Origin of the sequence: Salipiger marinus (assembly GCF_035481585.1) — a bacterium.
In the GTDB taxonomy this organism is placed as follows: Bacteria; Pseudomonadota; Alphaproteobacteria; order Rhodobacterales; family Rhodobacteraceae; genus Salipiger; species Salipiger marinus.
The window spans coordinates 1-11567 of record NZ_JAYKSL010000001.1 but is presented as its reverse complement, the minus strand read 5'-3'; the positions used below and the strand labels follow the sequence as shown (position 1 = coordinate 11567).

The 11567-nt window shown below is 67.4% G+C and carries 11 protein-coding genes and 1 riboswitch; of the genes, 2 read left to right on the top strand and 9 right to left on the bottom strand.

Going from position 1 to position 11567, the window contains the following annotated elements:
• The 6 genes from thiS to VK682_RS00030 form a co-directional block, all read right to left on the bottom strand.
• Positions 1 to 198, bottom strand: coding sequence for a sulfur carrier protein ThiS (gene thiS, locus VK682_RS00055; RefSeq protein ID WP_089841769.1), 198 nt, complete (start codon positions 196 to 198; stop codon positions 1 to 3).
• A complete protein-coding gene (locus tag VK682_RS00050) occupies positions 183 to 1154 on the bottom strand; it encodes an FAD-dependent oxidoreductase (RefSeq protein ID WP_230797770.1) in 972 nt (323 codons plus the stop codon). The genes thiS and VK682_RS00050 overlap by 16 nt, the downstream gene beginning before the upstream one ends.
• Positions 1151 to 1954: a bifunctional hydroxymethylpyrimidine kinase/phosphomethylpyrimidine kinase gene (thiD, locus tag VK682_RS00045; protein ID WP_269062093.1), complete on the bottom strand. Its 804-nt coding sequence runs from the start codon at positions 1952 to 1954 to the stop codon at positions 1151 to 1153. The genes VK682_RS00050 and thiD overlap by 4 nt, the downstream gene beginning before the upstream one ends.
• Before the next feature lie 59 nt (positions 1955 to 2013).
• A riboswitch (TPP riboswitch) is annotated at positions 2014 to 2114 on the bottom strand.
• A 43-nt stretch (positions 2115 to 2157) separates the two neighbouring features.
• The gene (locus VK682_RS00040) at positions 2158 to 3201 is read right to left on the bottom strand and encodes an AI-2E family transporter (protein ID WP_089841759.1); all 1044 of its coding nucleotides are present in this window, start codon (positions 3199 to 3201) and stop codon (positions 2158 to 2160) included.
• Between the two features lie 151 nt (positions 3202 to 3352).
• Positions 3353 to 3955, bottom strand: coding sequence for a response regulator transcription factor (locus tag VK682_RS00035; protein ID WP_089841756.1), 603 nt, complete (start codon positions 3953 to 3955; stop codon positions 3353 to 3355).
• A gap of 141 nt (positions 3956 to 4096) precedes the next feature.
• Positions 4097 to 4258 carry a hypothetical protein gene (locus VK682_RS00030; protein WP_230797769.1) on the bottom strand — a complete coding sequence of 54 codons (162 nt, stop codon included), beginning with the start codon at positions 4256 to 4258 and terminating at the stop codon, positions 4097 to 4099.
• A gap of 10 nt (positions 4259 to 4268) precedes the next feature.
• Here VK682_RS00030 and VK682_RS00025 point away from each other — a divergent pair, with 10 nt between their 5' ends.
• A complete protein-coding gene (locus VK682_RS00025) occupies positions 4269 to 6860 on the top strand; it encodes a hybrid sensor histidine kinase/response regulator (RefSeq protein WP_230797768.1) in 2592 nt (863 codons plus the stop codon).
• A gap of 538 nt (positions 6861 to 7398) precedes the next feature.
• Here VK682_RS00025 and rlmN read toward each other — a convergent pair.
• Positions 7399 to 8589, bottom strand: coding sequence for a dual-specificity RNA methyltransferase RlmN (rlmN, locus tag VK682_RS00020; RefSeq protein WP_230797767.1), 1191 nt, complete (start codon positions 8587 to 8589; stop codon positions 7399 to 7401).
• 126 nt (positions 8590 to 8715) lie between these two features.
• Positions 8716 to 9249, bottom strand: coding sequence for an invasion associated locus B family protein (locus VK682_RS00015; protein ID WP_089841747.1), 534 nt, complete (start codon positions 9247 to 9249; stop codon positions 8716 to 8718).
• A gap of 169 nt (positions 9250 to 9418) precedes the next feature.
• On the opposite strand from VK682_RS00015, the gene VK682_RS00010 reads away from it, so the two are divergent.
• Positions 9419 to 10426, top strand: coding sequence for an asparaginase (locus tag VK682_RS00010; RefSeq protein WP_230797765.1), 1008 nt, complete (start codon positions 9419 to 9421; stop codon positions 10424 to 10426).
• Between the two features lie 90 nt (positions 10427 to 10516).
• Here the strand turns inward: VK682_RS00010 and serB are convergent, their stop codons facing one another.
• Entirely contained in the window at positions 10517 to 11383 is an 867-nt protein-coding gene (gene serB, locus VK682_RS00005; protein ID WP_230797764.1) for a phosphoserine phosphatase SerB, read from the bottom strand.
• Positions 11384 to 11567 lie beyond the last annotated feature (184 nt).

The following is an 11567-nucleotide window of genomic DNA, read 5'->3' as shown; positions in this document are numbered from 1 at the left end:
TCAGCCTCCCTGACGTGGTGCGAGGATTTCCAGACGGTCGCCTTCGGCCAGCGGATGGCTGGCGCGGGCGGCGGCGGGCACGAAGCTTTCGTTGACCGCCGTGGCGACGCGGGCCTCGGCATAGCCCAGATCGGCCAGAGCCGCGGCCAGCGTGGTGGCGGTGGTCTGACGGGGCGTGCCGTTTACGAAGATCTGCATGGGGGTAACTCCTTCAGCTTGGCCAGCACCAAGGCCGCGGCCTGTCGCGCCAGAGCGGGCGCCATCAGAAAACCGTGCCGGAAGAGGCCGTTGACGTGGATCCTGCCGTCACGCTCCAGCACGCGGGGCAGGTTGTCGGGAAAGGCGGGGCGGGCATCGGCGCCCAGTTCCAGCACCTCTGCCTCGCCAAAACCGGGGTCGAGCGCATAGGCCGCGCTGAGCAGTTCCACCACCGAGCGCAGCGTGGCGGGGCCGCGCGCCGCACTTTCGATCTGCGTGGCGCCCAGCATGAACACGCCGTCGCCGCGCGGCACGATGTACAGCGGATGGCGCGGGTGCAGCAGCCGGACCGGGCAGGGCAGGGTCACGCCGGGCGCGCGCAGCACCGCCATTTCGCCGCGCACGCCGCGCAGGTCGGGCAGCAGGTCGCGCGCGGCAAGGCCCCGGCAGTCGACGGTCAGCCCCGGCGCGGGGGCCTCCGGCTGCACCGTCACGCCCTGCCGCGCGAGCCCGTCGCGCAGCGCCGACAGCGCCTGTCGCGGCGCCAGATGCGCCTCTGTCGGGAAGTGGAGCGCGCTGGCGTGACGGTCGGCCAGACCGGGGTCAAGCCCCGCCAGCCCCTCCCGGTCAAGCCGGACATGGCCGGAGGTGCGGCGGGCGAAGCGGTCCAGCTCCTGCCGGTCGCGCTGCAGCGTCACCACCAGCGAGCCCGCGCGGGTCACCTCTGCGCCCGCCTGCTGCCACCAGTCGGCGGCCTCCTGACCCTGCGCCACGATCTGCGGATCGGCGGATTCGCCTTCGCAGAAGGGCGCGAGCATGCCGCCCGCCCACCATGAACAGCCCTGCGGCCCCGGTCCGCCCGACGGATCGACCAGCTGCACCGCGATGCCACAGCGCAGCAGTTCGGTCGCGGTGCAGAGCCCGGCGACGCCCGCGCCCAGAATGGTGACGGTCATGGCCAGACCTCGTGGAAGTGATGCACCGGGCCATGACCCGCGCCTATCCCAAGCCTGTCGGCGGCTCGGATCGCACCCTGCAGCCAGCCATGGGCGCGGGCCACCGCCTCGGGCAGGACCACGCCCTTGGCCAGTTCGGCGGCAATGGCGGAGGCATAGGAACAGCCGGTGCCATGGGTGTTGCGGGTGGTCTGCCGCGGCGCGCTGAAGCTGTGGGTGCGCTGCGGCGTGACCAGCAGATCGCTGCAGGTGGTGCCGCTGGCATGGCCGCCCTTCATCAGCACCGCCGCCGCGCCAAGCGCCAGCAGCGCGTGGCCCTGCGCCTCGGCCTCGGGCAGGGAGCGGGCGGGGGCCGTGCCCAGAAGCCGCGCGGCTTCGGGCAGGTTGGGGGTCAGCAGCGCGGCGCGGGGCAGCAGATGCGTGCAGAGCGCCTGTTCGGCCTCGGGCGCCAGCAGCGCATCACCGGATTTGGCGACCATCACCGGATCCAGCACGATCGGCGCTGTGGTCTTGGCCAGCGCGCGGGCCACCGCCATGGTCACCCCGGCGCTGCCCAGCATGCCGATCTTGACCGCATCCGCGCCGATGTCGTCCAGAACCGACGCGATCTGCGCCGCGACCAGATCAGGCGGCAGCACCTGCACCGCCTGCACGCCCACGGTGTTCTGGGCGGTGATGGCGGTGAGGGCGGTGGTTGCATAGACGCCGCGCGCCGAGGCGGATTTCAGGTCGGCCTGTATGCCCGCCCCGCCGCCGCTATCGGAGCCGGCCACGATCAGAAGTCTGGGGATTCCTCCCATGCGCGTCCTCCAAGCTTGGGGTGCCATGGAAAACGGGCGCATGCCGGGCCTGTGACGACCGAAGATGTGGTCCCGTTCCCTACGCCGGCATTGCCCGGATCAGGTTCGACGGGTTGGCGGCTGCCTCTCAGCCCCTTGCAGGGCACCCCGACGGAATGGTTGAACGCTAAATCAGTTTGGAGCCAGGTGCAAGACGGCGGTTTTCAGATGCGCCCGGAGGCGGAGAGCATGATGGCGATGGGCCGCGTCGCGTTGATTTCCCCCAGCACGATGATCAGGCTGGCGGTGAGCGGCACCGCCAGAACCGCGCCGGGAATGCCCCAGAGCGCGCTCCAGAAGGCCAGCGCGAAAAGCACGACAAAGGGGCTGAGGTTGAAGGCACGGCCCATCATCCGCGGCTCCAGCACGCCGGCCACGAACATCTGCGCTGCGGTCAGCCCCAGCGCCAGCAGCGCCGCGGTGCCCAGATCGCCGAACTGGGCAAGGCCCAGCAGCACCGGAAAGATCACCGCCACCATCGAGCCGATATAGGGGATGTAGTTCAGGAACCCGATCAGGATGGCCCAGAACAGCGCAAATTCCAGCCCGAACGGCAGCATGACCCCATAGGACAGTCCGGCGAGGATGACATTGACCACGGTCTTGACCGACAGGTATTCGCCCACCCGCGTGTTGATCCGCCGCAGCAGATCCAGCGTGCGCGCCCCCCGGTCCTGATCGCCAAGCGCCTGCGTCAGCTTGGCGGGCATCCGCGCACGCTCCGCCATGGAGAAAGAGGCATAGAGCACGACCAGAAACAGCATCCCGCCCAGCCCCTGCAGGGAGTAAAGCACCGGCGTCACGATCTGCTGCACGTTCAGCCGGTCGATGGTGGACTGGCGGATGGTTTCCCATGTCGGTTCGTTTTCGATCCCCATGATGCGGGCGGACTGGGTCACCAGCCCTTCGAGGTTGGATTCGTATTTCGGCAGGGCCTGCGCCACTTTGGTGAAGCTGTCGACGATATGGCTGAACAGCAGCAGCATGCCGATGGCGAAGAGAAACAGCACCAGCGCGCGGCGGGCGAATCCCGGCAGGCGCCCGAGAATCGGAATGGACTGCATGCGCTGGGCCGCCGCCGACAGGACATAGACCACGATCATGGCGATCAGGACCGGCAGCAGAACCGGCTTGCCGATGTGGAGAAGCCAGCCGATCATGATCGAGACCGCCACAAAGTAGGTAAAATCGCGTAGCTGGACATTCATGCGCTGCCAGTCTCCTTCCCCTCTTCCTGAGGGATGAAGGTGACCTTGCAACCGGCTGGTGGCAAGGGCGAGGCGACGGTTTCCGGTCATGGCCGGGGCAAGTGCCTGTCCAAAGGCAGCGCCGGGACTGGAAACTGGTGGAAACGACAGGTCAGGCGATGTTCAGCTCCTTCGCGATCATGGCGGCATGGGTGCGGTTGCGCGCCTCCAGCTTGCGGCTCAGCGTCTTGACGTGAAGCTTGATGGTCACCTCCTGCAGGTCGAGATCCCGCGCGATTTCCTTGTTCGATTTCCCCTCGCACAGACCGCGCAGCACTTCGCGTTCGCGTGAGGTCAGGTCCGCCCCCTTGCCCTTTGGCTCCTGCGTCATGAAGCGGTAGGGCGCGAAAATCTCTCCGCCAGCCATGACATGGGCGGCGCTGACGATGGTGCGGGCAGGCAGTGTTTTGGGAATGAACCCGGCGGCGCCGCTGCGGATCGCTGCCTCCGCAATATCGGGCGTAGCGGTGCCCGACAGCAGCGCCACGGGGCGCTGGCCGTTCGCTGCGCGCATCCGGTCCATGCCGGACAGGCCGCCCATGCCCGGCATGTTGTAGTCCAGCAGCACCAGATCGAATCCGTCCTGCTCCGCCACCTTCTGGAGCGCGTCGTCAAGGTCGGCGGCGGTTTCGACCTCCTCGATCCCTTCGGCGCGCAGAAAGGCCGCGAGCGTTTCGCGCACCAGGTCGTGATCGTCTGCAACCAGAATGCGCATGTGTCATGTCCTGTCATCGTCTTCCCGACCCTCTGTATGGCCCCCAGTCCTTACCTTTTGGTTTCCTTGCGTCAGAAAATCTGCCGATCAGGTCTTTGCGCTTTGGTAAGGCTTCTGGGCGACAAGGGGGCAGTCTTCGAGTCAGGAGCCCGCCCGCGATGCCCCCCATGCCAGCTGTCCGCCGCCGTCGCCGCCGGTGCCGCGGGCGAATCCCAAGGCCATGAAGGTGCCGGGGCTCTGGGACCGGTCGCCGCCACGCTGGCGCTGGGTGCTGCTGAGCGCGCCCCTGATCGCGCTGTGCATCAGCGGTATCATGCTGCTAAGCCGCGATGCTGCAAAGGAAATCCAGTCTCTGGCCACAGCAAATTCCGACAGCACGCAATGGTCGCTGGCGCAGGTCGAGGTGGAATTCGACGGGCTGGAGATGGCGTTGGGGGCGGCACGCGGCGCCCTGCAGCTGGAGGATCTGCGCCGCCGGTTCGACATTTTCTACAGCCGCTTTGCGACAGTGGCTGACGGTGCGGTCTATGCGCCGCTGGCCGCCGATCCACGCGCGCAGCTGTCCTATGCCGCGATCAGGCGTTTTCTCGCGGAGAGCGTGCCACTGATGGATGGTCCCGACTCCGGTCTGGTCGCGGCGCTGCCGGAGCTTCGCCGACAGGTCGGTGCGCTGCGCCCCGAGGTGCGGCAGATCTCGCTGACCGGGGTGCGGGTGTTTTCCGAACGGGCCGATGCGCAGCGGAACAAGGTGATGCGGACGCTGATTCGCGTCACGCTGCTGGCTGCGGCCCTGGTTCTGGCTCTGGCGCTGGGCGTCGCGGCCTTGCTGCGGCTGATGTATGTGGCGCGGGACGAGGCACGCCACCGCCAGATGGCGAATCACCGGCTGGCGGCTGTGGTTTCCACCTCGCTGGACGGGATCGTGGTGACCAACGGGGCCGGTCGCATCCTTGATTTCAACGGCGCGGCCGAGACGCTGTTCCGTTTGTCTCGTGCCCGCGTTCTGGGTGAGCGGGCCTCGCAGCTGCTGTTTCCTCCGGACCGCGCCGAATCGGCAGAGGCGGGGCTCGCCGCCTTGGCGGGCCGGGGCCGCGTGCGCGGCGAAGCGCTGCGCGCAGATGGCACGCGGTTTCCGGTGGAACTGTCCGTGACCCTGTCCGAACGGCACGGCAACGTGCTGCGGGTGATCTATCTGCGGGACATCGTGGCGCAGCTGGCTGCCGAGGAGGAACTTGTGGTGGCGCGCGACCGCGCCGTGGCCGGCGAAAAGGCCAAGGCGAGTTTTCTTGCCGTCATGAGCCATGAAATGCGCACGCCGCTCAATGGCATGATCGGTGCGCTGGAACTTCTGGCCACCACCGATCTGGGCCCCGACCAGCAGGAATATCTGAGCATTCTGCGCCGCTCTGGCGACATGTTGCTGAGCCATGTCAATGACGTGCTGGATCTGTCCCGGCTGGAACATGGGCGGTTTTCCTTCGCGCAGGAGCCGTATGTGCCCGGCGCTCTGGCGGCGGAGGTGGTGGATGCGCTGCGCGCGGCCGCCGCGGCGCGAGGCAATGCTCTGGCGCTGAAGCTGGCCGATCCCGCTCTGGCCGAGGAGAGCGTTCTGGGCGACGCCCAGCGGCTGCGGCAGGCGCTGGTGAATCTTGTCGGAAACGCGGTCAAATTTACCGAAAACGGCGAGATCCGCGTCGGTGTCGCGCGCCGCGGCGAAAATCTGGAGCTGCAGGTCAGCGACACGGGGATAGGCATACCCCCGGACCAGCTTCACCGGATTTTCGAAGATTTTGTCACGCTGGACAGTTCTTACATGCGGGCCGCAGAGGGAACGGGACTTGGGCTTGGCATCGTGCGGCGGCTGGTCGAAGGCATGGGCGGACAGGTTCTGGTCGACAGCATGCCGGGGCAGGGCACCACCTTCACGCTGCGTCTGCCCGCGCCGCCTGCGCCCGCCGCAGCCCTGCGCCCGCCGGTGCCTGCTTCGCCGCCGCCGCTGCGACCGTGCCGGATCCTGCTGGTGGAGGATAATCCGGTGAACCGGCTGGTCGCGACGGCGATGTTGCGCAAGATGGGCCATAAGGTGGCAGAGGCGGAGGATGGCGCCAGCGGCCTGCATCTGGCTGAAGCACGACAACATGACCTGATCCTTATGGATATCAGCATGCCTGGGCTCGACGGCATCGAGACGACGCGCCGGATCCGCGCAGGGCAGGGGCCCAATGCCGCGACCCCCATCATCGCGCTGACCGCGCATGCCCTCCCGCAGGACATGGCGCGATTTCAGGCTGCGGGCATGACGCATACCTTGACCAAGCCGATCACATGGAAGGCGCTTGCCGCCATACTTGCCGAGGTCGAACCGCTGGCTTCTGCCGCGGATGCCGATCAGGCGGAGGATCAGGTCATCGACATTGCCGTGCTGCAGGCCGCACAGGAGGCGCTCGGGCCAAAGGCCTTCCGTGACCTGCGCAGCCGGTTCCTGCAGGAGACCGAAGCCGCGCTCGCGGATTTGGCCGAGATGCTGTCACGGGGTCTTGCCCCCGACCGCTACGCAGCACTGGTGCATCGCATGGCGGGCTCTGCCGCTGTCTTCGGGGCCAGCGCACTGCATGCCGCCCTGCGTAGGCAGGAGGATCTGGCCCGCGCAGGACAGCCGCCCGCGCCCGACGCATTGGATCGACTCCTGCCGATCTGGCAGGTGACCAGGCGCGCGCTGCAGCACATCTCGCACCCGGGCATCCCGTCGCGCCGGGACAGTCTTGCGGACAATGGCGAGAGTCCGGAGCCAGAGCCCGAGGCCGGGCAGCTGCCCCCTTTCGCGATGGTCGCAAACAACGAGGCCGCTCGTGGCCAGAGCCTGCGCGGCCCTGGGCATCCTCCTCAGCCCGGCGACCCTCCCTGAGCCCCGCTGCGCGGCAGAACTGGCGGCGAGCGGTCTTGGCACACTGGAGCCTGATCTCGCCTTGCTCGCGCCGACGCAGCTGGCTCAGCTATGTGGCACCAGTCACAAGCGGCAGGTCTGCCCTCGGGGTGACAACCATCATGGCCTCAGTCAGCGCGTCCTCCCGCTCCTGTTCTGAGCCGGCCCCCCCTGACCGGGCCGCGCCGCGTTCTCGCTTAGCCCCGCGGCAATGAGGCGCTGCACCAGCGCGGCGCGCCAGACAAGAAACTGAAATTTATGGGGAATTTCTCGAACGCCCGCAGGCTAAGCTGTGCCCGCAGACCGCCAAGCGCCCCGCGCCGCTCGACTCTAGCCAATGCCCAGCCCCTCGCGCGATGCCGCCAAACCAGTCGCACCCGCCCGCGCCACGACGGGCACAGGCGGGCCATGTCGCTCAAGACCCAGTGTCGCAAATGCCGCCGTTCGAACAGAAACAGGCGTCAGGGCGTGGCTTCCGTGCTGCCTGAGTTCGGATTTTCCGAGTCCTAAGCCGGAACTCTCAGGCCACCCCGTCGAGCCCCGCTTCCGCGGCGATCTGGGCGCGGGATTTCCGGGCCCGTTCCGTGGCGGATTTCAGCTGCCCGCAGGCCGCCATGATGTCCTCGCCCCGCGGCGTGCGGATCGGAGACGCATAGCCCGCCTTGTAGATGATGTCGGCAAAGGCTTCGATCCGCGCCCAGTCCGACCGCTGATAGGGCGCGCCGGGCCATTCGTTGAAGGGGATGAGGTTGATCTTGGCCGGAATGCCCGCGATCAGTTTCACCAGCCGCCGCGCATCGGCATCGCTGTCATTCACATCCTTCAGCATGACATATTCGAAGGTGATGCGTTCGGAATTGGACAGCCGAGGATAGTCGCGCAGCGTTGCCAGCAGCGTTTCGATGTTCCAGCGCTTGTTGATCGGCACCAGCACGTTGCGCACCTCATCGGTGGTGGCGTGAAAGCTGACCGCCAGAAGGCAGCCGATCTCTTCGGCGCAGCGCGCGATCTCGGGCACCACGCCCGAGGTCGACAGCGTGATGCGGCGGCGGCTGAGCGCAATGCCCTCGCCATCCATCACGATCTTCATCGCGTCGCGCACATGGTCGAAATTGTAAAGCGGCTCGCCCATGCCCATCAGCACCACGTTGGACAGAAGCCGGGTCTCGTCCCGCGCCGTGCCGGGTTCGGGCCATTCGCCCAGATCGTCCCGCGCCAGCATGATCTGGCCGACGATTTCACCCGCCGTCAGGTTGCGCACCAGCTTCTGCGTGCCGGTATGGCAGAATGTGCAGGTCAGCGTGCAGCCCACCTGAGAGGAGACGCAGAGCGTGCCGCGCCCCTCTTCGGGAATATAGACCACCTCGACCTCGTGCCCGCCCGCGATGCGCACCAGATATTTGCGCGTGCCATCCGCAGAGACCTGCTTGGACACGATCTCCGGCAGCTCGATCACGAAGCGCTCCGCCAGCAGCGCGCGATAGTCCTTGGCCAGATTGGTCATGGCGGCAAAATCGCGCACGCCCCAGTGATACAGCCACTGCCAGATCTGGTTGACCCGCATCTTCGCCTGTTTTTCCGGAGTGCCAGCCTCGATCAGCGCAGCGCGCAGCGCGTCGCGGGTGAGCCCGATCAGGTTCACCTTGCCGCTTTCGGGCAGCTTGCGGGGGATCGTCAGCACGTCCTGGGTGATGGGTGCAGTCGTGGTCATCACGTCATCCTCGGAAAAGAAGCCAACCCCATACAGGATTCGCCCCAAAAGCACAAAGGGAACGCGCAGCCGCGTCCCCCCTTCCTTTTGTCCGTCGCAGGGCAGGGCAGTGGCGCCCCGCCAACCTCAGCCAGAGCAGCGCTTCTGCGCGTCTTCCACCGCTGCGGTGAAACCCAGCAGCGAGAAAGTGTCCTTGGTGATGGTGCCGCGGCTGGACCGGGCGGTCAGCACCGCATCCGCGCCCCGCTTCATCGCGGCCACCACCTGCGCATCCTCCTGCGGCGTCGCGGGCCAGGCCCAGTCGCCATCGGTGGCGAGGGCAAAGGTGGAGTCGCCCACGGCCATCTCCACGGTGGAGCCCGGCGCAAACGGATAGCCGCCGGTAAAGGTCACCTGCCCGGTCACCCCGGCTTCGGGACGGTAGAACACCATCAGCAGGATGTCGCCGCGCGACACCGCCTTGGGCTGACCCGATTCGTCCGTGTTCAGACTTTCCTTATAGGTGGTCACCGCCCAGCATTCGCGCGGGCTGTTGCCTTCGAACACCGACCAGTCGGTGATGGCATTCACACGGTTCGTGCTTTCCTCCTGCGCCGACGCGACCGTCATGCTCAGCGCCAGAAGGACGCTTCCCAGACTTCCCCCGAGAATTGACTTCATACCTGCAGCCTCCAGCCGTCCTTGCCCCATGTTCCGCCCTGCCTGCCCTGCCTGTCCCGGCGGGTCGTGCGGCGCAACCATTTTATGCTCGACGGCGGGACAATAGCCTGAAACACACGAAACGAAAAAGCCCCGTTGGCGGAATATCGCTCGTTTGTGAGGTGAGACCATGACCATCCTTCCCGCGCCCATGGCCGAAATCCACCGTGGCCCTCTGGCCGAAAGCCTGCATTCCGGCCATGCGGTGATCTGTGATGCCAGCGGCCAGATCGTGGAATGCTGGGGCGACCCGCAGGCGATGATCCTGCCGCGCAGTTCCGCCAAGATGATTCAGGCGCTGCCGCTGGTGGCCTCCGGTGCCGCCGCCGCGTGGCATCTGATGCCGCCGCAGCTGGCGCTGGCCTGTGCCTCGCATGAGGGGGCGCCGCTGCATGTGGCCGCCGTCAACGCATGGCTGGAGGATCTGGGGCTGGGCGACGACGATCTGCGCTGCGGCCCGCAGCCCACCCGCGACGCGGCGCTGAAGCGGCAGATGATCCTCGACGGCAGCGCGCCCTGTCAGGTGCACAACAACTGCTCGGGCAAACATGCGGGTTTCCTGACGCTGACGGCGCATCTGGGCGCGGGCCCTGATTATGTGGAGCCTGACCACCCGGTGCAGCTTGCCGTCCGCGACGCCTTCGAGGAGGTGACCGCCGAACACAGCCCCGGCTTCGGCATCGATGGCTGTTCGGCGCCGAATTTCGCCACCACGATGCATGGCATGGCCCGCGCCATGGCGTGGTTTGCCAGCGCGCATCAGCGACCGGACGCGCTGAGCCGGGCGGGCGCGCAGCTGGTGGAGGCGATGTACAGCTATCCCGATCTTGTCGCCGGCGAGGGGCGCGCCTGCACCCTGCTGATGCGCGCGGTCACCGAACCCGTCGCCATCAAGACCGGCGCCGAGGGGTTTTTCGTGGCGATGCTGCCGCAGCGCGGCCTTGGCATCGCGCTGAAGATCGTCGATGGCGCCACCCGCGCCTCGGAATGCGCGATTGCGGCGCTGCTGGTGCGGCTTGGCGTGGCCGACCCCGCCCATCCCGACGTGAAGCGCTTTCTCAACCCCGAGATCCGCAACTTCCGCGGCCTGCTCGCCGGAGAGATTCGCCCCGCGCCCGGCCTGCTGCCCGAGGCCTGATCCGCCCCTTCTTCTTGGCGGAAATATCCCGGGGAGCGCGAGGGGCAGAGCCCCTCGTCTCTTCGCGTGTTGCAGCGCGGCGGCGCCGGGTCAGGCGGCGAATTCCGCCCGGGAATAGCCCTGCAGGAACAGCAGCGCGGTCAGATCGCCGTGATTCACCCGCAGCGCACAGCGCTCCTGCACAGAAGGCTTGGCATGCAGGGCCACGCCCATCCCGGCGCGGTCCAGCATGCCCAGATCATTGGCGCCATCGCCCACCGCGATCACGTCGCTTTCGGCGATCCCCAGCCGGGCGGTGATCTCCTCCAGCGCCGTCACCTTGGCTTCGCGGCCAAGGATCGGTAGCGCCACCTCGCCGGTCAGATGTCCCGCTTCGGCCAGCAGCGTGTTGGCGCGATGCTCGGCAAAGCCGATCCGGGCCGCCACCTGTTCGGTAAAGGCGGTGAATCCGCCCGACACCAGCGCCGCATGGCCGCCCGCGCGGGTCATCGTCGCCACCAGCGTGCGCCCGCCCGGCATCGGCGTGATGCGCTCCGCCAGAACCTTGGCGATCACCGTCTCCGGCAGGCCCTTCAGCAGCGCCACCCGTTCGGTCAGCGCGCCCTCGAAATCCAGCTCGCCATTCATGGCGCGGGCGGTGATGGCCTTCACATGCGGGCCCACGCCCGCTTCCTCGGCCAGTTCGTCGATGCATTCCTGCTCGATCATCGTGCTGTCCATGTCGGCCAGCAGCATGGCCTTGCGGCGTCCCTCGGCGGGCAGCAGGTTCAGATCGACCTGATCCGCGATATCCGCGCGCACCGCGTCAAAATTCGACGGCGCGGCGAGCAGGGCGAATTCTGCCGCCTCGCCTTCGGACAGCCAGACCACCACGCCGCCGCCCCAGGCGTTGCGCAGGCTGTCCACCAGCGCCGCGTCCAGCGCGCCGGGTTTTGCGATAAGCGAGACAATGTCCATGCGGAGCCTCCTGCAGATGACGCCGCGCTTCTGGCACGGCCCGCGCGCCGTTTCCAGCCCGGAACATGCCGCAGCCGAGGTTGCGTTGGCCGCCGAACCGCTTCACAACTCGGACGAAATTCATTTCAAGGAGATGTTCCCATGCGGACACGTGCAGCCGTAGCCCTTGCAGCGGGTCAGCCGC

What these genes read in the sequence shown, in the direction of transcription:
- VK682_RS00025 (WP_230797768.1), top strand. Translation starts at nt 4,269, where the DNA reads ATGCTGCTAAGCCGCGATGCTGCAAAGGAAATCCAGTCTCTGGCCACA.
- VK682_RS00035 (WP_089841756.1), bottom strand. Translation starts at nt 3,955, where the DNA reads ATGCGCATTCTGGTTGCAGACGATCACGACCTGGTGCGCGAAACGCTC.
- VK682_RS00050 (WP_230797770.1), bottom strand. Translation starts at nt 1,154, where the DNA reads ATGACCGTCACCATTCTGGGCGCGGGCGTCGCCGGGCTCTGCACCGCG.
- VK682_RS00030 (WP_230797769.1), bottom strand. Translation starts at nt 4,258, where the DNA reads ATGCACAGCGCGATCAGGGGCGCGCTCAGCAGCACCCAGCGCCAGCGT.
- VK682_RS00010 (WP_230797765.1), top strand. Translation starts at nt 9,419, where the DNA reads ATGACCATCCTTCCCGCGCCCATGGCCGAAATCCACCGTGGCCCTCTG.
- thiS (WP_089841769.1), bottom strand. Translation starts at nt 198, where the DNA reads ATGCAGATCTTCGTAAACGGCACGCCCCGTCAGACCACCGCCACCACG.
- thiD (WP_269062093.1), bottom strand. Translation starts at nt 1,954, where the DNA reads ATGGGAGGAATCCCCAGACTTCTGATCGTGGCCGGCTCCGATAGCGGC.
- VK682_RS00015 (WP_089841747.1), bottom strand. Translation starts at nt 9,249, where the DNA reads ATGAAGTCAATTCTCGGGGGAAGTCTGGGAAGCGTCCTTCTGGCGCTG.
- serB (WP_230797764.1), bottom strand. Translation starts at nt 11,383, where the DNA reads ATGGACATTGTCTCGCTTATCGCAAAACCCGGCGCGCTGGACGCGGCG.
- rlmN (WP_230797767.1), bottom strand. Translation starts at nt 8,589, where the DNA reads ATGACCACGACTGCACCCATCACCCAGGACGTGCTGACGATCCCCCGC.
- VK682_RS00040 (WP_089841759.1), bottom strand. Translation starts at nt 3,201, where the DNA reads ATGAATGTCCAGCTACGCGATTTTACCTACTTTGTGGCGGTCTCGATC.